The organism is Pseudoalteromonas sp. BSi20429 (assembly GCF_000238895.1).
Classification (GTDB): domain Bacteria; phylum Pseudomonadota; class Gammaproteobacteria; order Enterobacterales; family Alteromonadaceae; genus Pseudoalteromonas; species Pseudoalteromonas arctica.
In genome coordinates this window covers 29,060-52,307 of the sequence record NZ_BADV01000115.1, presented here as the reverse complement: position 1 = coordinate 52,307, position 23,248 = coordinate 29,060, and the positions used below count along the sequence as shown (strand labels likewise).

Here is a 23,248-nt window from a genome sequence, read left to right as displayed (position 1 = left end):
CGGGCTTTTTATTTGTTTAATAAATAAGTACATTAGATTGGTACATCACCATTTAAAGAGCGAATACAATGAGTGTAGAACAACAGGAAATAGCCCAATACGTTTGTTTACAAGCGCCTTTTACACTGCTTGATAGCAGCGCATGCGAATATTTTGTAAATCATCTTGATATTATTTACCTCACCCGCGAAAACCAAACTCAGTGGTTACAAAGTGAAAACCCTAAACTGTTTTTAATTCGCTCTGGTTTGTATGACCTAGTTGATGGTAAGGGCGATGTTGTTACACGCTTAGCGCAAGGTGACTATTTTGGTTTTCCGTCGCTGTTAACCGGTGAGGCAATTCAAAATAGGTTGGAAGTACAAAAAGAGGGCATAGTGTATATGCTCTCTCAAACGCACTTTGATTTTTTACGCAGAGAATATAAATCGTTTGAGCAATATTTTGTACGCGCTCATGCTAACCGGTTGTTGTCATCGCATTATAAAAGTAAAAACGATAGTTGGTCTGAACGTAAAATATCAGAGCTGATGACCCGCACCGCCATTACGCTTACGCCCGATGCAAGTATTAGACAAAGTGCTAAAAAAATGAAAGAGCATGGCGTATCGTCAATAATGATAACGCAGCACGCGCACTTAGTAGGGGTGGTAACCGACCGCGACTTACGTAATCGAGTACTTGCCGACGAAGTAGATCCACAAGACGCAGTAAGCAGTATTATGACCGCCAAGCCCAAGTTTATATTTGAAAATAACCGGGTGTTTTCGGCGCTGCACTTAATGCTTAAATACAATATTCATCATTTGCCGGTGCTTGACGAAAACCATAACCCGATAGGAATGATAACCAGCACCGATTTACTGCGCCAACAAAAAAGTGACCCCGTACAGCTTATTGGGCGCATATACAAAGCGCATACTGTTACTGATTTAAAACGCTACGCAAAAGAAATCCCCGAACTTTTGCGTGGTTTTTCGTACAACATTGACGACATATCGCTAATTGGTAAATTACTGAGTGGTTTAACTGATGCGCTTACATCGCGCCTTATTCACTTATTTCAAGAAGAGCATGGCGCAGCGCCAACCAGCTTTAGTTTTATTTGCTTTGGCTCGCAAGCACGCGAAGAGCAAACTCTGCATTCAGATCAAGATAACGGCTTATTACTCCCTAACGACTTAACCCCCGAACAACACGCTTACTTTAAAAGCATGGGAGAGTTTGTATGTGAAAACTTAGTTGAGTGCGGCATTAGGCGTTGCCCAGGTAATATTATGGCAAGCAGCGATGAGTGCCGAATGAGCGTAAACGACTGGAGCGAGCGCTTTTTTAAATGGATAAAAAGCCCTACTCCTAATGCAATGCTCAACTGTAAAATATTTTTTGACCTGCGATTTATTGAAGGTTCAAACGCTTTATACACGGCTTTTTGCGAGCAACTAATTCGTATATCGCGTAACGACTTATTCTATGCCGCAATGGCAACCGACATAAGCAGCAACAGCGTGCCAATTGGTTTATTTAATAAATTTAAAACCGAAAAAACAGATCAAAATAATAAATACATAGATTTAAAAAAACGTGGTGTCGTAATTATAAATGACATAGTGCGGTTATACGCTTTAAAAGCGGGTATTAGGCGCGCCAACACACAAGAGCGGTTGGACGCACTACTAAAACATAAACTGATCAGCAAAGAAGATATATACAACCTAAAAGACTGCTGGCGGTTCTTAACGCAGCTTCGTTTGAGTACACAAATAAACGAAGAGGGCTTACCGAGTAATTGCATTAACCCTAATAAATTAAACTCACTAGAGCGCCATCAACTAAAAGAAGCGTTTTACCTTGTTAAACAAGCGCAGCAAGCCGCCGCGTTTAAGTTTGCTCGCGGCAGTTTATAATGATGGATTACTAACATGGTAAAAAAGCTGCTCACTCGGTATTTAAAGCGCCGTAAATTACTAGGCAAAAATGCCTTACAACAACGTTACTTAGTGATTGATTTAGAGCTCACTGGCCTTGATGCAAAACAGCACGAAATTGTATCGGTAGCGTGGGTGATAATAGATAACCAATGTATAAAAATGAGCGAGTCACAGCACCTTATAAATAAAGACGTAAAAAGCCTTGAGCAAAGTCCTGTTTTTCATGGAATTAGCGACGATGCTATAACAAAAGGACAGAGCTTGTGCAGTATATTAACGCAACTAAGCAGCCACTTTAGTGATTGTATTTTAGTGTTTCATAATGCCATGCTCGATTGGGGGTTTTTAAAAATAGCGCTTAAAAATGCCAATATAACTATACGTCCTAAACTCATAATCGACACACTCCATATTGAACAAAAGCGCTTACTCCATCATTCAACTGAAATTAAACAAGATGATTTAACCCTTAATGCTTGCCGCACACGTTATGAGTTACCAAGCTATCATTGCCATCATGCACTGACCGATGCACAAGCCACCGCCGAGTTACTGCTAGCCCAGTGCCATCAAATAAGCCGTGGCAAAGAGTTAAAAGTAGGCGAGTTGACGTAGGTTGGCTGTATGCGGGGCTTTATGCAGCGCGAGATAAACTCCCGCCTACAATAAAGAGCAGTTTACTTTTATTGTTATCCGTATAACTATAGGTACAGTTACGTAATCATTATTTACTAATTACTTCAAGGAACGAACATGAAACTCATCACTACTATTTTCTTAACCTTATTCCCACTCATCACTTTTGCTAATTCAAGCTTGCCTGCTAATCGCCATATTGCAGTGCAGGGTACTGCAGAGGTATTAGCAAAGCCCGATATGGCTAAGATTTCTTTTGAAGTAATAAGCTTTAAAGACAAATCACTTGATGCTAAACGTGATGTTGATGATCGAGTAAATTTGTTACTTAAAGGATTAAGCAAGTACGGTGTTAAGGAGACGGATGTTTCTGCTACAAGCCTGTTAACTTACAATGATGACGACAAGTTTAATGTCGAGAGCGGTACAGCAATTAATGCAGGATATGTAGCAACAAGAACACTTAAAGTAACATTAAGAAATATTGAAAAGTTGAATGATTTTATCGATTTTGCATTAAGTGTAAAAATTAATGAACTGACGAATATTGAGCTTATGTCTTCAAAAGCCGCGCAGTTAGAAGCTGAAGCAACACAAGGCGCAATAGATAACGCTATAGTTAAAGGGGGTAAGCTTGCTAAAGCATTTGGCGCAGAGCTTGGAAAAATTTACAGCATTAATTCAAATTCTAACCGTTCAAGTTATGGTTATGGCGCAGATAATTTTGAGAGAATAGTTGTAACCGGTTCTAAAGTTACTAGAAATCCATTTGAGCAAGGTAGATACCTGCAAGAAACTATTACATTTAAATCATCAATAAACGTGGTGTTTGATTTAGAAGTAAATGAATAAGTTAAAATTTTCATTTCAAATACATTTTCATAATGTAAGCTGGCTTTAAGTTTTTGATTAATTTGAAGGTAGCCATATTATGAGCGATGAAAATAACACGTTAAAAGCACAAACTGAGGCAAAAATAGCCGCAGGGCGAAAAGGTAATCCTGATTTCATGAAAGGTGTTGATGAAACGATTGCACAAGCAAAAGCGTTTCAGCAAGGTGCTAATGCACTTGATTTAAACCAAAGCGCACCAAGTTTTGAGTTACCAAATCAACATGGTCAATCGGTGCAGTTAACCGAGTTACTTGCTAAAGGACCTGTGGTTGTTACTTTTTATCGTGGAAGTTGGTGTCCGTACTGCAATTTACAGCTCAAAGCGCTTGAAGCACGTTTACCTGAAATTCACGCATTAGGCGCACAATTGGTGGCTATTAGCCCGCAAGTACCCGATGGCTCACTTAGTGATGATGAAATAAGTAAAATGGATTTTTTAGTGCTGAGTGATCAAAATGCGGATGTAGCAGCAAGCTACGGCGTAGCATGGCAAGTACCCACATTTTTACTAGAGCATATGCGAGTAGACCGAGGCCTAGATTTAGAGTCGGTTAACAATGGCAATAGTCGTGTTTTACCGATCCCTGCCACCTTTGTTTTAGATAAACAAGGTAAAGTGACTTGGCGTTATGTTGATGTTGATTATCGTACTCGTTCTGAGCCAGAAGATATAATTAACGCATTGAAAAATTTAGTATAAAAAACTTAATTTAAAAAGTCAGAACCATCGAAGAGCTTGCAATGCGTAAGCTCTTTAACCTTAATTTAAAGTTTCTAATGCTACCCTCTTATAATAATGCTCAAGGTCGATTACAATACAGCCATCTAAAAGGCGTATTGCCTTTATCTGCACGCTAAAAGAGTGGATTTTATATTTCATGGCAATCAAACTTGCAATTAATGGTTTTGGTCGTATTGGTCGAAATATTGTCCGCGCGTTATACGAGTCTGGTTTGAGCGACGATATAAAAATTGTTGCGATTAACGAACTTGCTGATCCTGAAGCTATTGCTCATTTATTAAAATACGACACATCCCACGGTCGTTTTTCTTTTCCTGTAAAACTTGGTGAAGACACCATTAGTGTTGCAGGCGATACCATTGCACTTTTTTGTGAAGAAAACCCAATTGAATTACCTTGGCAAACGCTCGATGTAGACGTTGTACTTGAATGTACTGGTGTTTATCACTCGCGTGAACATGCGCAGTTACATATTACCGCAGGCGCTAAAAAGGTGTTGTTTTCGCATCCGGCCGATAACGATGTTGATGCTACGATTGTGTATGGCATTAACGACGATGAGCTTAAAAACGAGCACACAATTGTTTCTAACGGCTCGTGTACAACTAACTGTGTTGTGCCGGTTATTAAAGTATTAGATGATGCATTTGGTATTGAGTCGGGCGCTATTACAACGATTCATGCGTCGATGAACGATCAACAAGTGATTGATGGTTATCATCATGATTTACGCCGTACTCGCGCTGCAAGCCAATCAATTATTCCAGTTGATACAAAGCTCGCCCGTGGTATAGACCGTATTTTACCTAAATTTAAAGGCCGTTTTGAAGCCATCGCCGTACGTGTACCGACTATAAATGTCACGGCAATGGATTTAAGTGTAACGGTTAATACCGATGTAGATTTAAACGCAGTAAATAACGCACTTAAAGCACAAGCAAAAGACCGCTTAGAAGGTATTTTAAGTTATACCGAAGAGCCGCTTGTGTCGGTTGATTTTAATCACGACCCACATTCTTGTATTATTGATGGCACACAAACACGTGTTAGTCACAAACGACTGATAAAGTTATTAGTATGGTGTGATAACGAATGGGGTTTTGCTAATCGTATGCTCGACACAGCGCGTGCTATGATGGCAGTGAATAAGTAATTTATTAATATAATAATTTTAAACGTATTTTTCAGGTTCAGTATCGTTAACTAAGGAGATGTTCATGTCGGTCATAAAAATGGCAGATTTAGATTTAAACGGCAAACGCGTATTAATTCGTGAAGATTTAAATGTACCAGTTAAAGCAGGTAAAGTGACGTCAGATGCGCGTATTCGTGCAGCACTACCTACTATTAAATTAGCGCTTGAGATGGGTGCTAAAGTAATGGTTATGTCACACCTTGGCCGTCCTACGGAAGGGGAATATGATGAGGCGTTTTCGCTAGCACCTGTAGCTGATTACTTAAACGATGCCCTTGAGCAAACTGTACGTTTAGAAAAAGATTACCTAAACGGTGTTGATATTGCGGATAACGAAGTTGTTGTTTTTGAAAATGTGCGCTTTAACAAAGGCGAGAAGAAAAACGACGAAGCGCTATCTAAGCAACTTGCAGCACTGTGTGATGTATATGTAATGGATGCATTTGGTACGGCTCACCGTGCACAAGCATCTACGCATGGCGTTGGCTTATTTGCTGATGTGGCATGTGCAGGTCCATTGTTATCAGCTGAACTAGAAGCGTTAGGCAAAGCACTTGATAACCCAGCTCGTCCATTAGTGGCGATTGTTGGTGGTTCTAAAGTTTCAACTAAGCTAACCGTTTTAGATTCACTTTCTAAAATTGTTGACCAATTAGTTACCGGCGGCGGTATTGCAAATACCTTTATTGCTGCATCAGGTAGCCCAGTTGGTAAATCGCTTTACGAACCTGATTTAATGGATGAAGCGAACCGTTTATGTGCAGCAGCGATTGCTAATAATGGTGAAATTCCGGTACCGACTGACGTAGTTGTTGGTAATGAATTTTCTGAATCTGCTGTAGCTACGCTTAAAGATGTAAGCGAAGTGACAAGCGACGATATGATTTTTGATATTGGTCCTGATACAGCGAGCAAGCTTGCAAAAATTATTGCAAATGCGGGCACTGTTGTATGGAATGGCCCTGTTGGCGTGTTCGAGTTTGACCAGTTTGGTAATGGCACACGTGCTATTGCACAAGCAATTGCTAACTCAAATGCGTTTTCAATTGCTGGTGGTGGTGATACCTTAGCCGCAATTGATAAATACGGCATTGCCGATAAAGTTTCTTATATTTCTACTGGTGGTGGTGCGTTCTTAGAGTTTTTAGAAGGCAAAAAACTTCCAGCAGTTGAAATGCTAGAGTCGCGCGCTAAGTAATTTTAGTAGCGTAAGGTGAGGGGGTAATAGCCCTCACCGACAATTAATTATTAAATACCTCTCACCCTAATTTAATAGTTAATTTAGACGGAATATTACTGCAAAGCAGTGGTTTTTCGTGGCGTTGTAGTAACGCCAAACTAACACATCCGTTCAAACTAGATGGTAGGGAACTACTGTCGATAAATTGGAGAATACCCAATGGCTTTAATCAGTATGCGACAACTTTTAGATCATGCAGCAGAGCATGGTTACGGCGTACCTGCTTTTAACGTTAACAATCAAGAGCAAATGCGCGCAATAATGGAAGCGGCTGACAAAACAAACAGCCCAGTAATCGTTCAGGGATCAGCTGGCGCACGTGCTTATGCTGGTGCTCCATTTATTCGTCATATGATTTTAGCAGCCGTTGAAGAATGGCCACATATTCCGGTTGTTATGCACCAAGATCACGGCACATCGCCAGGCGTATGTCAGCGTTCAATTCAGCTTGGTTTTTCATCAGTAATGATGGATGGCTCGTTAATGAGCGACGGTAAAACTCCTTCAAGCTACGAATACAATGTAGAAGTAACGCGCGAAACTGTTGCTATGGCGCATGCTTGTGGCGTATCGGTTGAAGGCGAGCTAGGTGTACTTGGTTCACTGGAAACCGGTGAAGCTGGCGAAGAAGATGGTGTTGGCGCAGAAGGGTTACTAACCACTGAGCAAATGCTAACAGACCCAGAAGAAGCGGCTGACTTTGTAAATAAAACACATGTTGATGCACTTGCAATTGCCTGTGGTACTTCGCACGGAGCTTATAAATTTACTCGCCCACCAACAGATGACATTTTAGCGATTGACCGCATTAAAGCGATTCATGCACGTATTCCTAACACGCATTTAGTGATGCATGGTTCATCTTCAGTTCCTCAAGAATGGTTAGAAATTATTAATCAGTATGGTGGCGAAATTCCAGAAACTTATGGTGTGCCAGTTGAACAGATTGTTGAAGGCATTAAGTTTGGTGTTCGTAAAGTAAATATTGATACCGATTTACGTTTAGCATCTACCGGTGCAATTCGCCGTCATATGGCGCTTAACCCATCTAACTTCGATCCACGTAAATACTTAGCTGAAGCAACTAAAGCAATGACAGAGATTTGTGTTGCACGCTATAACTCGTTTGGTACTTCTGGTCAGGCTAGTAAAATTAAGCCAATTTCACTTGATGAAATGCACCTTAAATACTTAAGCGGCGAACTAGACCCTAAAATTAGATAATAGATCAATTTATAATTGATCATTTAAGCCAGTAACTTTGTTGCTGGCTTTTTTAATGTCAGCCCTTTTTATATTGCAGGTTACGGCTTCTATTGATCAGATCGCTGTACTATCAACGCCGTACTTTGGGATCACGCATTTACTAACACAGCCTTTTCGGATCATTACTTTACTAAGCCAAATACACTTTTTCGCTATTTTAGGCTCTGAGATAATTTGATCGTTATTTATTTGTATAAACAATCAACAACTTATGGCTTTGACTAGGTACAACTCTGATCTGAGAGTGGATCGGCTTGGTAAAAATCTGATCCTTTATTTGGGGCTTAGTAAAATTTAGATCTATTTTTAAACGTATTGATTGTTACACAGGCGGGTTTGTTAATTTTAAAATAGCTTTAAAGTTACTTTTAAACGATCGATCTGTAAAAAAGTCTTGGTTAGTAAAACAATGATCCCAGCTGATTTTGTATTATTTAATGATTTAATTAGCGACAAAAAGTAGATAATTTCAAAAATTAGCTATTTTATAAATTTATCGTAAATCTCTTTTTATTACGTTAAATATTAAAAAGGTTTTAAAAATATGACGTTAATGAGGTTTTTTGTCACTAATTTGTGTTTTTTTTACCACCATTTTAATTTACACGTTACACTTTCATAAAAATGTCATACTTAGTCATAATAATGAAAACTAATTCGATAGCGTAAGAGATAAATTGGAATGTCACGTAAAGTACTAGTCGTAGATGACGAAGCTCCTATTAGGGAGATGTTGGTTTTTGTTTTAGAGCAAAATGGATTTCAAGCAATTGAAGCAGAAGATTACGACTCTGCTATTGCAGCTATGGTTGAACCTTACCCAGATATGGTTTTACTTGATTGGATGTTACCAGGTGGAAGCGGTATTCAAATTGCTAAAAAGTTTAAGCAAAACGAACACACCCGCCAAATCCCAATTATTATGCTTACAGCCCGCGGCGAAGAAGAAGACAAAGTACGCGGTCTTGAAGTAGGTGCTGACGATTACGTCACTAAGCCGTTTTCTCCTAAAGAGCTTATGGCGCGTATTAAAGCGGTTATTCGCCGTGTATCGCCAACCTCATTAGAAGAAGCTATTGAAGTACATGGCCTGCGTTTAGACCCTATTTCGCATCGTGTTACCTCAGAAGGTAACGAGCTTGATATGGGGCCAACCGAATTTAGATTACTGCACTTTTTTATGACTCACCCAGAGCGTGTTTATAGCCGTGAACAACTGCTTGATCATGTATGGGGAACTAATGTTTACGTAGAAGATCGCACGGTTGATGTGCACATTCGTCGTCTGCGTAAAGCAATTGGCCCACTTGGACATGACCGTTTGGTGCAAACTGTACGTGGTGCTGGATATCGTTTTTCAAGTAAGCTGTGATCAGCTTAAAGCTTAGCTAATGTATGAAATACGCATGTATTACTACTCTAAGGTAAAGTGAGTGTATGTATCGAGTTGTTAATAAGCAGGCGTTAGTAAAGCGCCTGTTTATCTATTTTTTACCCTTACTATTAATTGGTGTGCTAGTTGGCGCGCCATTTTTGCTTTTATTTTTAGGATCTTTTTCCCTCCTTATTTGGCACTACCATCAACTTTATCGTTTGAGCGATTGGCTACTTAATCAACGTAGCTTTAATCCACCTGAGGGCGAGGGTGCATGGGAGCAAGTGTTTGAAGGTATTTATCATCTACAGCACCGTAATCGTAAAAAACGTAATGAGCTTGCTGATTTAATTCGTCGCTTTCGCGATGGGGCTGAAGCAGTACCTGATGCGGTAGTGGTATTACAAAACGATTTAAGTATTGTGTGGTGTAATCAATTAGCCCTTAAAGTGCTTGGTTTGCAGTGGCCAACCGATCATGGTCAGCGTCTTGATAATTTAATTCGCGAACCTAAGTTTGCTAAATACATGCACAAAGGTGAATTTGACGACGCGCTTGAGCTGGATAATGGCCATAGCATTGAGCAAGTACTAGAATTTAGGGTAATGCCTTATGCAAGCACGCAACTTATGGTTGTTGTGCGTGATGTAACGCGCTTAAAACAGCTAGAACAGATGCGTAAAGACTTTGTTGCCAATGTGTCACACGAACTACGTACACCGCTTACAGTGGTTACTGGGTATCTTGAGATGATGGATGGCGACATGATGCCGCCGCCAGCAATGTGGAACAAAGCGCAAAATACTATGCTTGAACAATGCAAGCGCATGGATAGCTTAGTCAGCCAATTATTATCGCTTTCACGTATTGAAGGTGCTCGTCGCCAAGATAACGATAAAGCCATAAACGTACCGCAATTACTTGGTTATATTCACACTGAGGCAAACTCAATTAATCAAGACAAAGGCCATGAGCTTATTTTTAATATTGATAAAACCCTCGATATTAAAGGCTCTGAGGATGAACTGCGTAGTGCGTTTTCTAATTTAGTATTTAACGCCATTCATTACACTAAACCCGGTGGCAAAGTGGAAGTGTGTTGGCAGCGCAAAAACAATAAAGCGTGTTTTAGTGTTACCGATAATGGTGATGGTATTGCGCCAGAGCATATTAACCGTTTAACTGAGCGTTTTTATCGTGTTGATAAAGCCCGCAGCAGAACAACAGGTGGCTCAGGTTTAGGGCTTGCGATTACAAAACATGTACTAACGCGCCACGATAGTAAATTAAATATTAGCAGTGAAGTTAACAAAGGTTCGTGTTTTTCTTTCGAATTTTCAATAGATAAGATAGTTTCGCTAGCTAAGTAATTAGGCTGAAAAGCAAAGTCATAAAAGTGTCATTTAAGAGTAATGTAACTGTCATGTACTCACTTTAGAGTGGGCAGCAGTTAGAAAATGGGACGAACAAACCGGAGAACCCTACATGAAATTTAAAAACTTAGTTGCCGCAATGGGTGTGGCTGTTACAACTTTTGTATCTGCACAAGCAGTTGCTTTAGATCAAGATATTCCTGAGTATCAAAAAATTAGTGGTGTTTCAGGTAACTTCTCATCAGTAGGTTCTGATACTTTAGCCAACATGATGACGTTCTGGGCTGAAGAGTACAAACGTATTTACCCAAATGTAAATATTCAAATTCAAGCGGCAGGTTCTTCTACTGCACCACCGGCACTTACCGAAGGTACAGCTAACCTAGGTCCAATGAGCCGTAAAATGAAATCTAAAGAAATCGAAGCGTTCGAAAAACGTTACGGTTACAAGCCAACAGAAGTTCGCGTAGCTATTGATGCACTTGCTGTATTTGTACATAAAGATAACCCAATTGAAGGTCTTCGTATTGACCAAGTAGATGCTATTTTTTCATCTACTCGTAAATGTGGCGCACCAGAACAAGTTAATCGTTGGAGCGATGTCGGCCTAACAGGTGATTGGGCAGCTAAAGATGTGCAACTTTACGGACGCAACTCAGTATCAGGTACGTATGGCTACTTTAAAAAGAAAGCACTTTGTAAAGGTGATTTCCGTAATAATGTAAATGAGCAACCGGGTTCTGCATCAGTAGTACAGTCAATTTCATCTTCATTAAATGCAATTGGTTACTCAGGTATTGGTTATAAAACATCGGGCGTACGTACAGTACCGCTAGCTAAAAAAGGCGATAACTTTGTTGATGCAACACTTGATAACGTTGCACAAGGCAAATATCCATTATCTCGCTTTTTATACCTTTATGTGAATAAGCACCCAAACAAGCCGTTGTCTCCAATGGAAGCGCAATTCTTAAAAATGGTACTTTCAAAAGATGGTCAGCAAATTGTAGAAAAAGATGGTTATGTACCACTTTCTGCAAAGCTAGTAAAAACAGAACTTAAAAAGCTTGGTTTGAACTAATACCAATTGCATTAAATTAGTGAGTTATTATAGCGATAAGAAAATAGCGCAATAACAAGGCTAAAATTATGATACATAGTTGTTCTATATAAATAATTTTTAACGTAGTTAGTGAGTTATTTAATACGCTAGAATGGTCATGTTTTTAATAAAATTGGTATGATAAAACATAGGCAATAAAAAACCGCTCATTGAGCGGTTTTTTTGTGCCTAAAACTAAAAACTTTAAGGAATTAAATATTACCTAATTTTTCGGCTTGTGCTTTACATTGATTATAGCTCTCAACACATTTTCCAGAGCATACTTGTTGCTTTAAGCCCTCAGCAGTTGTTTGCTGTTCGCATGTACTTTCGCATTGGTAATTTTGTTGAGCACACTGATTCATTTCAGGGTTTTCAACTTGGTTTTGGCAGCCTACTAATAGTGCAAAAGTAAGGGCGACTACGCTTGTTTTTATTAAAGTGTGCATGCTTCTTATCCTTAAAATGGAGTCGCAATAATATTAAATTTCGACTTGAATATTGTCGATCAATCTAACACCACCAAAATAGGCTGCGGCTAAAATAACAAATTGAGTATCTTCGATTGTAGCAGTTTTTAATGTATCTCGTTGAGCAATCTCAAAATAGTCTGGCTTTAGGCCAGCTTGCTCTAAGCTCTGTTTAGCTAAGCTTTCAAGTTTTACGAAGTCTTTTTCGCCGCTTTTAAGTTGCTCAGCGCATGTATTAAGTGCTTTAAATAATACGGTTGCAGTCGCTTTTTGCTCATCAGATAAGTAACCATTACGTGAGCTCATAGCAAGGCCAGAAACTTCTCGCATTGTAGGTACACCAATAACTTCAACCGGAATTGATAGGTCGCGTGCCATGGTTTTAATTACTTGCAGTTGCTGAAAATCCTTTTCACCAAAGCAGGCGTAATCGGGTTGTACAAGATTAAATAATTTTGTAACTACCGTGGCAACACCTCTAAAGTGACCAGGGCGTGAGCCACCACAGTAACCTAATGAAATATCAGGCACATCTACAAAGCTCTGTGCGCCAAGTCCATTTGGATAAATTGTCTCTACACTTGGGGTAAATACAATATCAGTGCCTAGTTCTGCAAGGCCTTGTTTATCTTCGTTTAGTGTACGAGGATAGTTATCTAAATCTTCGTTAGCACCAAATTGCATTGGGTTAACAAAAATACTCACAACGACTTTATCGGCTAAGTTTTTTGCTTTTTCTACTAGCGAAAAATGCCCACGGTGCAAGTTGCCCATCGTTGGCACAAGTGCCACGCTAAGACCCGCTTGGCGCCATGCTTTAATTTGACTACGTAACGATCTGATTTCAGTAATTGACTGCATTATTTAAACTCGTGTTCAGCGCTTGGAAACGCGCCATTTTTAACGTCTGTACAATACTTTTGAACGGCTGCAGGCATATTGCCTGTTTCGAGCAAAAAGTTTTTAGAAAATTTAGGAATGTAACCTGCTGAAATACCAACAAGGTCATGCATTACCAGTATTTGGCCGTCAGTTAAACTGCCCGCACCAATACCAATTGTTGGGATACTTAGAGCGTCTGTAATGCGTTTTGCCAGTGCACTTGGAATACATTCAAGTACTAATAATTGTGCGCCAGCAGCTTCTAGTGCTTTTGCGTCATCAATCATTTTTTGTGCTTTGTCTTCTTCGCGACCTTGTATTTTAAAGCCACCAAATACATGCACTGACTGTGGTGTAAGGCCTAAATGCCCGCAAACTGGAATACCTTGTTGAGTAAGCGTTTTAATGCTCTCGTAAAGCCATTCTCCGCCTTCAAGCTTAATCATGTTTGCGCCAGCGCGCATAAGCTCAGCTGCATTTTTACAAGTATCACTTACGCTTGAGTAGGTCATAAAAGGTAAGTCAGCAATTACAAATAATTCGCGGCTACCAGCGCGTACACAGCGGGTATGATATGCAATATCTTGATTGGTTACGCCAAGGGTGTCATCGCCGCCTTGTAGTACCATGCCCAAAGAGTCGCCCACTAAAATAACTTCAACGCCGTTATCATGAAATAACTTTGCAAAACTAGCGTCATAGGCTGTTAATGCAGTAATTTTGTTATTTTCTGCTTTCATTTTATTTAAAGTAGAAACGGTTATTTTAGACATAATATCCTCGCAGGCAAAAGCCTAGGTTAATTACAGAGGTAATTGTTGTAAGTCGTTGAGCGGTAAATTATTTGCAATGGTTTTTAATGCAATGCCGCTAGGTAAAATAAGTTCAGGTGCAAGCTCTAATAGTGGATAAACCACAAACTCGCGATTATTCAAACCATAATGAGGCACAGTTAAGCGCACCGTATTTATAATTTGATCATCAAATAATAGAGTATCTATATCAAGTGTGCGTGGACCCCAACGCTCAGCCTTTCTTACTCGACCATGCTCAAGTTCAATACGTTGCGTTAAATCAAGTAATTGCTCTGGCTCAAGGGTCGTTTTAATGCACGCTACTGCATTGATATAGTCTGGTTGATCTTGTGGGCCCATAGGCTTACTTGCATAGTAATGCGATACGTTTATAAATTCACAATTAGGCAGCTTTTTAAGCGCGATTACCGCGTTATCAAGCTGCTCTTTTGGTGAGTTTAGGTTGGCACCTAAACCCAAATAAACACAGTGCATGTTATTACTCAGCTGGCTTTTTAGTAGGTCGACGGCGCTTTCGCGGCTTAGGACCACCTTGATGGCCTAAGTTTTTAACCATCTCTTTTTGGCCGTTTATATCTTGGCTTAAGTATTGTGTCCACCACTGGGCAAGCTCAGTATGCTGTGTTTCGCCTGCATCTACGCGTAAGAGTAAAAAGTCGTAGGCGGCTTTAAAGCGAGGTTGCTGCGTTAGTCTGTAAGCACGTTGGCCTGCGCGTTTATCCAAACGGTGCTGAATATGCCAAATATCGCGAGCACCTAAAGTAAAGCGTTTAGGAACCGCAATGTGTTGTGAGTTATCGCTTAGTACTTTATTCATTGCTTGTGCGAAAGCATCGTATTCTGCAAGTTGCTCTTGGCTTTGAATCTTTTTAGTACGTTCAAGCAGCGGGAACCAAAGTAGTGCGGCAAAAATAAACGCTGGTGTTACTTTTTTATCGGCATTAATACGTTTGTCGGTATTTTGAAACATTTGCTGAATAAGCGTGTGTTCTAAGCCACTTGGGTTTTTATCTAAGATTTTATCAAGCTCAGGAAACAGTGAGCGGAATAAGCCGTATTTACGCAGCATTAAAAAGTTGGCTTCGGCCTTGCCATTTAAAAACAGCTTAAGAATTTCTTCAAATAAACGTGCTGGCGGAATGTTATCAAGCAAACTTGCAAGCTCACTAATTGGCTTTTCACTTTTAGGCGCAATGCTCATATCAAGTTTAGTAGCAAAGCGAACTGCACGTAACATACGAACAGGGTCTTCGCGGTAACGCGTTTCAGGGTCGCCGATTAGCTCAATTTGTTTAGCTTTAATTGCCGCTAAGCCGTTGGCGTAATCGTGAATACTAAAATCTTTGATTGAGTAATAAAGTGCATTGATTGAAAAGTCGCGGCGTTCTGCATCTTCTTCAATACTGCCAAATACGTTGTCACGTAGTAATTGGCCTTCATCGCTTGATTGGCTTATTTGATTTTTGTCTTCTTGCGCTTCGTGGTGGCCACGCATAGTCGCCACTTCAATAATTTCACGGCCAAATACAATATGTGCTAAACGAAAGCGACGACCAATAAGGCGACAGTTTCTAAATAGTTTTTTTACTTGATCTGGCGTGGCATTAGTAACTACGTCAAAATCTTTTGGCTGTTGGCCTAACAATATATCGCGAATACAACCACCAACAAGGTAGGCATCGTAGCCACCGTCTTTTAAGCGGTATAATACTTTGATTGCATTTGGGCTAAATTGTTTGCGAGAAATACCATGCTCACCACGAGTGACAACAATAGGTTCACTGCTTACAGAAGCGCTTTCGGCACTGGTATTCGGGCCGATTATTTGTCGGCAAAATTGAAAAAGCTTGGAAATAATAGTCTGTCTCCTAGAAGGTGTGATTGACTCTGCATCGCAATCAAAAGTTACAGCAAATGGGGCGGTTATAGCCCAGTACAAGCTGTTTGACGTAATTAGCATATATTTAGGCGGCTATCATATACCAGCAGGGTTTAAAAATTAAGTTGATGTGTTGAAATTAAGCCGTTTTTAGCTATTTTATTTACTTAAATGTGTAAATTGGACTTTCTGACTACGTGGATGCTGAGAAATTTGTATTTCGGATACTTGTGGTACCTGTTTTAAGCTAAAGTTTTTAATTCCCCAAGCGATTAATTGTTCAATATTTAAATCGATTAAATCAGCTATAACAGGCAACCCTAAAAATTCAAATGCACTAATTAAAGCAGGCTTTGGATTTTGTTTGCTAATGGCGGGAGCATAATTTTGTTTAGACAATTTGAAACCAGGCTTGGCAACCGCTAAAGGTAAATGAGCAAATTCAGGTACAGGGCTATTGAGTTGTTTAAACAAACTAATTTGCCGTGCGGTTGGCTCAATTAAATCAGCACCTCTTACAATTCGATTAATCCCTTGAGCAATATCATCGACGACCACAACAAGTTGATATGCAAATAAGTCATCGCTGCGTTTAATTAAGTAATCTTCATGGGAAAGGGCGCTATTTACCGTTATATCACCTTGAATTAAATCATTAAATTGAGTCGTTGGATGTTGCTGAACTAAGCGAAGCGCACCGCATTGAGTATTATGATTAAGTGCTTGGCAATGCCCCTGATAAATACCGCCAATGGCTTTTATTTGTTTGCGAGTACAGGTGCAACCATAAACAAGGTTTTGTTTTAAAAGTGAGTGGGTAATATCTTGGTATAAAGGCAGACGCTGCGTTTGATATACAACAGGTTCGTCCCAGTGAAGGGCGTAGGCATGTAAGGTATTAAGAATATCGGAGTCGGCGTTTTTAACCACGCGCGTAGTGTCAATGTCTTCAATACGAACTAACCAATCTCCTTGGTTAGCTTTTGCATCTAGATAACTACCCACAGCCGCTACAAGTGAGCCAAAATGTAATGGCCCAGAAGGAGACGGTGCAAAACGACCGCGATATTTACGCATAGGCGCAGTAACGGCTGTAGGAGACATAACTAATTAATAAGTATTAATTAGCCGCGTCCAGATTGCTTTTCTTTGATTTCTGCAAGTGTTTTGCAGTCTACGCATAAATCGGCAGTAGGACGTGCTTCTAAGCGACGTATGCCAATTTCGATGCCACAAGACTCACAAAAGCCAAAATCATCTTCTTTAATCAAATTAATTGTTTTTTCAATTTTTTTGATTAATTTACGTTCGCGGTCACGAGTACGAAGTTCTAAAGAGAACTCTTCTTCTTGTGCAGCGCGGTCAACTGGGTCAGGAAAGTTAGCAGCTTCGTCTTGCATGTGCGATTTAGTACGATCAACTTCGTTACGTAAATCATTACGCCAAGTTTCTAAAATCGCTCTAAAATGAGCACGTTGTGCATCATTCATGTACTCTTCGCCTGGTTTTTCTTGGTATGGTTCTAAACCGGCTTGAGCCAATAAACCATGTTTCTTTTGGTCTGGCATAACTCTCTCCTAAATCCTTAATTTAATGCCTCAGCATTAGCCGGCGGTATAAATAACAGAATCTTATACCCTAGGCAAATTTATTTTTAATTAATCGAATTAGCTTCAACCATGCTTACTGAGTAAAAAGTGTATTAATAGTTTATTTACACTTTTAATTAATTCACATATTCGCTTTCTAAAACTTGCCTTGTTATGTGGGCAAAAGCTTTAAAAACAAGTTAATTTTTATAATTCACTTTGTATAACTTTTTTTAATTTGAGTACTTTGCTTATTTTGCAAATTACGCTTAGTTCAATCCCTTGGTTTAATACACTATTGTGCAAATACTATTTTTTTATGAAGTAAAACTTCATTAGCAGAAATTGTGGCCTTGTATGCTAATACTTCAACGCCGGCTATTATTGCTTGGCTTAATAGCGTGGCGTATTTTTTATCAATATGCGCAGCTGCACTTACTGTATTTATTCCTTCATGCAAAACAGCGAACAGTAATACTGCTCGGTGGCCTTGTTCGATCATTTCTATTAGTTCGCGAATATGTTTTTGTCCGCGCAGTGTTTGCGCATCAGGAAAGTAGCCTTGCCCGCTTTGTGGTGCATCTTCGCTTAATAATGTGACTGATTTAACTTCTACGTAGCAATCAGGCTTATTTTCGTCTGTGAGTAAAAAGTCGATTCTGCTGTTTTCGCTGCCGTACTTTACTTCGCTTTGCAATTGACTGTAGTCGAGTAGCTCGCTTATCACATTATTGTTTATTGCTTCTTCTACTACTTTATTGGCCACCGCTGTATTTACACAAATAAGCTGCGATAAGTTATTTTGCGTAAGCTCTAATGAATGCGGGTATTTTCGTTTTGCGTTATCGCTTGTTGAATAAAAAGCAGCAAAACCCGGCTCTGCGCATCCCGTCATTTTACCTGTATTAGCACAGTGGGCGGTAAATTCACTGCCATCACTTAATTGTAAATCAGCTAAAAAGCGCTTGTAGCGTTTTAATAAGGTGGCAGGTTGCAGAGTTGGCGTGTACTTCATGATAACTTCCAAAGCGTAAATACTGCACAGCAGTGTGGTTTATGTTATTTATCTCAAGCTGTTGGGAACTTAAGCGCTCTATAGTAAACTCGGTGGCACATTTAAGTGCAAGGGTATTCTAACATGAGTGAAAAATTTGTTGTTCAACTAAGCGAACAAGCAGCAGCGAGTCATTGGGGCGATAATGCGTCATTGTCTTTTAATGAGCGCGGTGCAACTGTTCATTTGTCTGAGCAAGAAACATTGAAAAATGTTCAAAAAGCTGGTCGTACTATTGCAATCCAAGGTATTAAAAACGTTGAATTAGCAGGCGATGCTTGGTGTACAGAAAGTCAGTGGGCTTTTTATCAAGGCTTTGTAACACCAAAATCGTTAAACGGTGTTGATTTTGTTGATAACGCACAATCAGATATTAAAGAACTTGCTCACTTAAAAACGTCAGCAATTTGGGCACGTGAAATGGTTAACGGGACTGCCGATGACATTTACCCAGAAAGCCTTGCTGAAAAAGCGGCTGAGTTTATTCAATCATTAGCGCCTGAGCATGTAAGTTACCAAATTATTAAAGGTGATGCGTTACTAGAACAACAGTGGATTGGTATTCATGCTGTTGGTCGCGGTAGTGTTCGCCCGCCAGTATTGCTTGAGCTTGATTACAACCCAACAGGCGACGAAAATGCACCAGTAAGTGCAGCGCTTGTAGGTAAAGGTATTACGTTTGACTCAGGTGGTTACTCAATCAAATCAAGCGAAGGTATGCTTGGTATGAAGTGCGACATGGGCGGCGCTGCAACAGTAACTGCAGGTTTAGCATTGGCTATTAACCGTGGTATTGAAAAACGTATTAAACTGTTTTTATGTTGTGCTGAGAACTTAATTTCGGGTCATGCATACAAATTAGGTGATATTCTTACTTATAAAAATGGCACGACAGTTGAAATTGTAAACACCGATGCTGAAGGTCGCTTAGTACTTGCCGATGGCCTAATGGCCGCAGGTGAGACTGGCGCTCCACTTATTATTGATGCAGCAACACTAACTGGCGCAGCGCTTGTTGCTGTTGGTCAAGAGTACAATGCATTATTTGCACTTGATAAAGAACTTGTACGTGAAGTTGAGAGTTTTGCATCTCAAGAAATGGAAGCTGCTTGGCCACTTCCTCTTGAAAAATGGCATCAACAAAACTGCCCATCTCCTTATGCTGATACGGCAAATAGCCGTGCGCAAAAAGGTGGCGGTTATGGCGGTGCATCGAATGCTGCAGGCTTTTTATCGCGCTTTGTGCCAAACGATGGCAAAGGCTGGGTACACATCGATTTAGCGGCTGCATTTAACATGGGCAGTACAAGTCAATGGGCAGCGGGTGCAACAACTCAAGGTATGCGTACAGTTGCTCGTACTTTACAAGAAAAAGCATAATATTTACTAAATTACGCTTTTTACGCTAAAAATAGGCACCCTTGGGTGCCTATTTTTTAATTTACAGGCAAGCAATTTTATTTCATTTACGGTAAAATCAGTCGCCAATACCTGTTTGAGTTTAATTTTTGCTTAACTCTAAGCTGCGCTCAAATCTTATATCCACCACTGGGGTTTCTAATTATGTCAGATAAGTGCTACATCACAGCTCAACAGCTGCTTGAAGATTCGTTCCGCGTAGCGGCACAAGTATACCAAGATGGCTTTCGTCCTGATTTTATTATTGGTATTTGGCGAGGTGGTGCACCGATCGGTATTGCTGTTCAAGAATATTACGATTACAAAGGCATTGAGACTGACCACATTGCAGTACGTACATCGTCTTATTACGGTATTGGTAAACAGTCGAAAGAAATTAAAGTACACGGCTTACATTACATTGTAGAGAACGCAAATGCAGGTGATTCATTATTAATTGTTGATGATGTATTTGACTCAGGTCGTAGTATTGTTGCATTAAAAGAAAAGCTTTCAGAGCTTATGCGCTTAAACTTGCCACGTGATATTCGTATTGCATGCCCGTACTACAAGCCAAAAAACTCAAAAGTGGACACTGTTCCAGATTATTATATTCATGAATCTGAAGAGTGGTTAGTGTTCCCGCATGAATTATCGGGTTTAACACCGGATGAAATTATTGCTGGTAAATCTGATCTTGCGAAAATTCATGACATTTTGCTAGAGAAGTAATTAGTAATTAGTAATTTGCATAAATAAAAAAAGGCCGTTAAGGCCTTTTTTTATTTTAAAGCTGAGCAAAGCTATCTACGTATTCACTTAGTTTTGGTATATCGACTGCTTGCAAGCCATCGTTACTTCTAAGTACCAAGCCTTTTTCTACGAGTTCTGTAACAACACGTCTGTAAGCTCGCTCAGTGGTAGCAAAACGTTCGGCTTCAGCATTTACAGTTGGGTAGGCTCTAAGTAGCGTAGGGTTGTTGTTCTCGGCCCTTAGTAAGCAATCTTTAGCTATGTTATAGCTAAGTGGTAGTAATAACTTATCTAAATTGATTTTTTGGTTTTCCTGAAACTTAGCCGCAATAGTTTGTGCTGTGTATAAGCTTAGTTCTGGTTTTTCAAGCAGTAGAGCACGCCAATGCCTTAATTCAATAAGGTTATAAGTGACATCGCTAAAGCACGTTACCGTATATATACACGGATTATTATTTAGCGCTTCTATTTCACCAATAAGGGTGTTGTTACAATCCAATTGTCCTAACAGCAGGCGTCGTCCATTACCTACGTCGTAACTAAACGACACAGTGCCACTGCGTACAAGCACAAGCTTGCTTAAAGGCTGATCTTGATGGATCAGAACTTCTTTTTTTGATTGTTGATAGCTACTACCGGCAAAGGTTAAAAGCTGATCAACAAGGTAACTAGAAAAATGGTATTGAAACATCAATGTGCTCTTCGGACATTTGTCCTATTTATTACATCTTAATGACGATAGCATTAAGACACTAAGAATTTACGCTAACTTGCTACTAATATTATTAGCTTTGCTAAGAGTATTATTTTACCTTCATTTCCCGTGTAATGATTTAAGAATTTGCTGGTCTTTTCCGGCAAACTTTTTCAGGTTTTTTAAGCAGGTTAGCTTTTTTATTTTGTTGTAACTTTGCAATACTTACAAGTGCCATAAGATAGCAGTACATGTAATGCTAACCTAAAGGCTAGGAGAGAACAATTGAGTTGGGAATATTTAGGTTATATTGCATCAGCTTTATTGGTTGCATCGTTAACAATGACAGATGTAGTAAAACTGCGTTGGTACAACATGTTTGGTTGTATTGTATTTACTGCATACGGTGTTGCCATTGGCGCAGTGCCTGTTATTTTTACCAACGGCTTATTGTCGCTTGTAAATTTATATCACATTATAAAAATATATCGCCAACCTAAAGTTGAAGACGCTAAAAGCTAAAATAAGTTATCTGCACAAAGTAAGTTAATGGTTTTAATTAAAATCAAAAATTTCAGCTTTTGTGCAGTCCAGCTTGAAGCGTATATAGATAATCTCATATCACTCTACATAACTTACCTCTGAACCATGCTGTATTCTCCTACTTAAAAGATGATTACCTTAGGTTTTAATACGTCGATCGTTAGCTAAATACTGTTCGCGGTTTAGATATAAATAAGTGCTTCTAAATTTCATAAAAAAAATCCGATAGCAGTAAACTAGCTATCGGATTTTTATCTGTTATACCAACCTACTTACATATGCTATTTAATTCATTAAATTGCTTAAATATTTATGCAGGTAGGCACTATGGTATTTACGCTTTTTCTAAATCTTCAACGTCACCTAAACCTGCAGTTAGCTCTTCAAGTAATTGCTTTATTTCTTCAGAAGCTAAAATAAAGTCAGCATCAAGTTTTAAAGCCATATCTTCTTTAGGAATATCTGCGTTTTCTTCTTTTAGAGTTTCAGAGTAGCTTAAACGTTTGATAGAGCCATCGTTTTGCAGCATAAACTTAAGACGCTCTTGCCAATCAAGTGCAAGTTTAGTTACGCGTTTACCACTTTCTAAATGCGATTTAACTTCATCACACGATAGATCATGACCTTTAAGCTTTACTTGTGCGCCGCTGTCGTCTGCTTCTTCAAGTTCAGCGTCTGAGCCAATAGCAAAACCTTCTGGTGTACTAAAGTTAGTTAACCAATCAGTTAAAAATACATCTAGGTCGTAGTTAGCAAACGCAGGTACAACCGGAAGCGTTCCCAACGATTTACGAAGTAGTGCTAGTAGCTCTTCTGCTTTATTAAAGCTGCCACTATTTACAACAACCCAACCGTTTTCTTGGTCAATAAAGGCAAATTGTAAGCTCGACTTTTTAAATGCTTGAGGTAGAAGAGTATGAAGAATGTTTTCTTTTAATTCGTCTTTTTCTTTCTTTTTAACTGGGCGGTTTTCTTCAGCTTCTATCAGATCAACTTTCTCAGCAACTAGTTCATTAATAACAGAAGCAGGGAGTACTTTTTCTTCGCGTTTAGCGCAAACTAGAATACTTTTTTGAGAAAAATGCGATAGCGTATCGCCATGTTTTCCAAACGCTTTTGTCCAACCAAATGTTGCAAGCTCTTGACCAGTACATGGGCGAAATAAATCTTGCTCTAATGCTTTATCAAAGTCTTCTTGAGTATATGAAACGTCTTGCTTAAAGCGGTAACAAATAAGGTTACTAAACCACATAGGGGAATTGATCCATTTGAAAAATTTGTACAATCATAGCAATAAAAACAGCATCTCGAAATGACTGATTTGTTACTAGGGCGTGTTGAACTTTATGGATTGAAATTTGTTCAATCTAGGGGCGATTAAATCGCGGCGCGAGGTTTGTAACCTAGTGGGCTAAGT

The 23,248-nt window shown here is 39.4% G+C and carries 23 protein-coding genes; 13 read left to right on the top strand and 10 right to left on the bottom strand.

Annotated elements, in window-relative coordinates:
* Positions 1-68 precede the first annotated feature (68 nt).
* The 10 genes from P20429_RS00460 to P20429_RS00505 all read left to right on the top strand — a co-directional run bounded on the left by P20429_RS00460 (position 69) and on the right by P20429_RS00505 (position 11,733).
* A complete protein-coding gene (locus tag P20429_RS00460) occupies positions 69-1,907 on the top strand; it encodes a DUF294 nucleotidyltransferase-like domain-containing protein (protein WP_007587183.1) in 1,839 nt (612 codons plus the stop codon).
* A 15-nt stretch (positions 1,908-1,922) separates the two neighbouring features.
* Entirely contained in the window at positions 1,923-2,546 is a 624-nt protein-coding gene (locus P20429_RS00465; protein WP_007587182.1) for a 3'-5' exonuclease, read from the top strand.
* Positions 2,547-2,684: 138 nt separating this feature from the next.
* The gene (locus P20429_RS00470) at positions 2,685-3,419 is read left to right on the top strand and encodes an SIMPL domain-containing protein (protein WP_007587181.1); all 735 of its coding nucleotides are present in this window, start codon (positions 2,685-2,687) and stop codon (positions 3,417-3,419) included.
* A gap of 79 nt (positions 3,420-3,498) precedes the next feature.
* A complete protein-coding gene (locus P20429_RS00475; protein ID WP_007587180.1) occupies positions 3,499-4,161 on the top strand; it encodes a peroxiredoxin-like family protein in 663 nt (220 codons plus the stop codon).
* A gap of 178 nt (positions 4,162-4,339) precedes the next feature.
* Positions 4,340-5,356 carry an erythrose-4-phosphate dehydrogenase gene (epd, locus tag P20429_RS00480; RefSeq protein WP_007587176.1) on the top strand — a complete coding sequence of 339 codons (1,017 nt, stop codon included), beginning with the start codon at positions 4,340-4,342 and terminating at the stop codon, positions 5,354-5,356.
* A gap of 64 nt (positions 5,357-5,420) precedes the next feature.
* Positions 5,421-6,596 (top strand): phosphoglycerate kinase, encoded by a 1,176-nt coding sequence (locus P20429_RS00485; RefSeq protein WP_007587175.1) that lies wholly within the window; start codon positions 5,421-5,423, stop codon positions 6,594-6,596.
* A 201-nt stretch (positions 6,597-6,797) separates the two neighbouring features.
* Positions 6,798-7,862: a class II fructose-bisphosphate aldolase gene (gene fba / locus P20429_RS00490; protein ID WP_007587174.1), complete on the top strand. Its 1,065-nt coding sequence runs from the start codon at positions 6,798-6,800 to the stop codon at positions 7,860-7,862.
* 724 nt (positions 7,863-8,586) lie between these two features.
* Positions 8,587-9,276, top strand: coding sequence for a phosphate regulon transcriptional regulator PhoB (gene phoB / locus P20429_RS00495; protein WP_006791869.1), 690 nt, complete (start codon positions 8,587-8,589; stop codon positions 9,274-9,276).
* 65 nt (positions 9,277-9,341) lie between these two features.
* The gene (gene phoR / locus P20429_RS00500; RefSeq protein WP_007587170.1) at positions 9,342-10,649 is read left to right on the top strand and encodes a phosphate regulon sensor histidine kinase PhoR; all 1,308 of its coding nucleotides are present in this window, start codon (positions 9,342-9,344) and stop codon (positions 10,647-10,649) included.
* Between the two features lie 115 nt (positions 10,650-10,764).
* Positions 10,765-11,733, top strand: a complete 969-nt coding sequence (locus tag P20429_RS00505; RefSeq protein WP_007587169.1) for a PstS family phosphate ABC transporter substrate-binding protein — start codon at positions 10,765-10,767, stop codon at positions 11,731-11,733.
* A gap of 233 nt (positions 11,734-11,966) precedes the next feature.
* On the opposite strand, the gene P20429_RS00510 is transcribed toward P20429_RS00505, so the two are convergent.
* The 8 genes from P20429_RS00510 to sfsA form a co-directional block, all read right to left on the bottom strand.
* Positions 11,967-12,203 (bottom strand): hypothetical protein, encoded by a 237-nt coding sequence (locus P20429_RS00510; RefSeq protein ID WP_007587168.1) that lies wholly within the window; start codon positions 12,201-12,203, stop codon positions 11,967-11,969.
* A gap of 33 nt (positions 12,204-12,236) precedes the next feature.
* On the bottom strand, positions 12,237-13,085 hold the full coding sequence (gene panC, locus P20429_RS00515) for a pantoate--beta-alanine ligase (RefSeq protein WP_007587167.1): 849 nt from the start codon (positions 13,083-13,085) through the stop codon (positions 12,237-12,239).
* Positions 13,085-13,879 (bottom strand): 3-methyl-2-oxobutanoate hydroxymethyltransferase, encoded by a 795-nt coding sequence (gene panB, locus P20429_RS00520; RefSeq protein WP_007587166.1) that lies wholly within the window; start codon positions 13,877-13,879, stop codon positions 13,085-13,087. The genes panC and panB overlap by 1 nt, the downstream gene beginning before the upstream one ends.
* A 30-nt stretch (positions 13,880-13,909) precedes the next feature.
* The gene (folK, locus tag P20429_RS00525) at positions 13,910-14,395 is read right to left on the bottom strand and encodes a 2-amino-4-hydroxy-6-hydroxymethyldihydropteridine diphosphokinase (RefSeq protein ID WP_007587165.1); all 486 of its coding nucleotides are present in this window, start codon (positions 14,393-14,395) and stop codon (positions 13,910-13,912) included.
* 4 nt (positions 14,396-14,399) lie between these two features.
* Positions 14,400-15,881 (bottom strand): polynucleotide adenylyltransferase PcnB, encoded by a 1,482-nt coding sequence (gene pcnB / locus P20429_RS00530; RefSeq protein ID WP_007587164.1) that lies wholly within the window; start codon positions 15,879-15,881, stop codon positions 14,400-14,402.
* A 78-nt stretch (positions 15,882-15,959) separates the two neighbouring features.
* Positions 15,960-16,904 carry a tRNA glutamyl-Q(34) synthetase GluQRS gene (gene gluQRS, locus P20429_RS00535; RefSeq protein WP_007587162.1) on the bottom strand — a complete coding sequence of 315 codons (945 nt, stop codon included), beginning with the start codon at positions 16,902-16,904 and terminating at the stop codon, positions 15,960-15,962.
* Positions 16,905-16,924: 20 nt separating this feature from the next.
* The gene (gene dksA / locus P20429_RS00540) at positions 16,925-17,368 is read right to left on the bottom strand and encodes an RNA polymerase-binding protein DksA (RefSeq protein ID WP_002962671.1); all 444 of its coding nucleotides are present in this window, start codon (positions 17,366-17,368) and stop codon (positions 16,925-16,927) included.
* A gap of 316 nt (positions 17,369-17,684) precedes the next feature.
* On the bottom strand, positions 17,685-18,404 hold the full coding sequence (sfsA, locus tag P20429_RS00545; protein ID WP_007587160.1) for a DNA/RNA nuclease SfsA: 720 nt from the start codon (positions 18,402-18,404) through the stop codon (positions 17,685-17,687).
* Positions 18,405-18,527: 123 nt separating this feature from the next.
* Between sfsA and pepB the strand changes: the two genes are divergently transcribed.
* On the top strand, positions 18,528-19,823 hold the full coding sequence (pepB, locus tag P20429_RS00550; RefSeq protein ID WP_007587159.1) for an aminopeptidase PepB: 1,296 nt from the start codon (positions 18,528-18,530) through the stop codon (positions 19,821-19,823).
* Positions 19,824-20,006: 183 nt separating this feature from the next.
* Entirely contained in the window at positions 20,007-20,573 is a 567-nt protein-coding gene (locus P20429_RS00555) for a phosphoribosyltransferase (RefSeq protein ID WP_007377478.1), read from the top strand.
* Positions 20,574-20,628: 55 nt separating this feature from the next.
* Here the strand turns inward: P20429_RS00555 and P20429_RS00560 are convergent, their stop codons facing one another.
* The gene (locus tag P20429_RS00560; protein WP_002962665.1) at positions 20,629-21,285 is read right to left on the bottom strand and encodes a Crp/Fnr family transcriptional regulator; all 657 of its coding nucleotides are present in this window, start codon (positions 21,283-21,285) and stop codon (positions 20,629-20,631) included.
* Positions 21,286-21,573: 288 nt separating this feature from the next.
* Here P20429_RS00560 and P20429_RS00565 point away from each other — a divergent pair, with 288 nt between their 5' ends.
* Positions 21,574-21,810 (top strand): YgjV family protein, encoded by a 237-nt coding sequence (locus P20429_RS00565; protein WP_002962663.1) that lies wholly within the window; start codon positions 21,574-21,576, stop codon positions 21,808-21,810.
* 355 nt (positions 21,811-22,165) lie between these two features.
* On the opposite strand, the gene rdgC is transcribed toward P20429_RS00565, so the two are convergent.
* Positions 22,166-23,083: a recombination-associated protein RdgC gene (gene rdgC / locus P20429_RS00570; RefSeq protein ID WP_007587156.1), complete on the bottom strand. Its 918-nt coding sequence runs from the start codon at positions 23,081-23,083 to the stop codon at positions 22,166-22,168.
* Positions 23,084-23,248 lie beyond the last annotated feature (165 nt).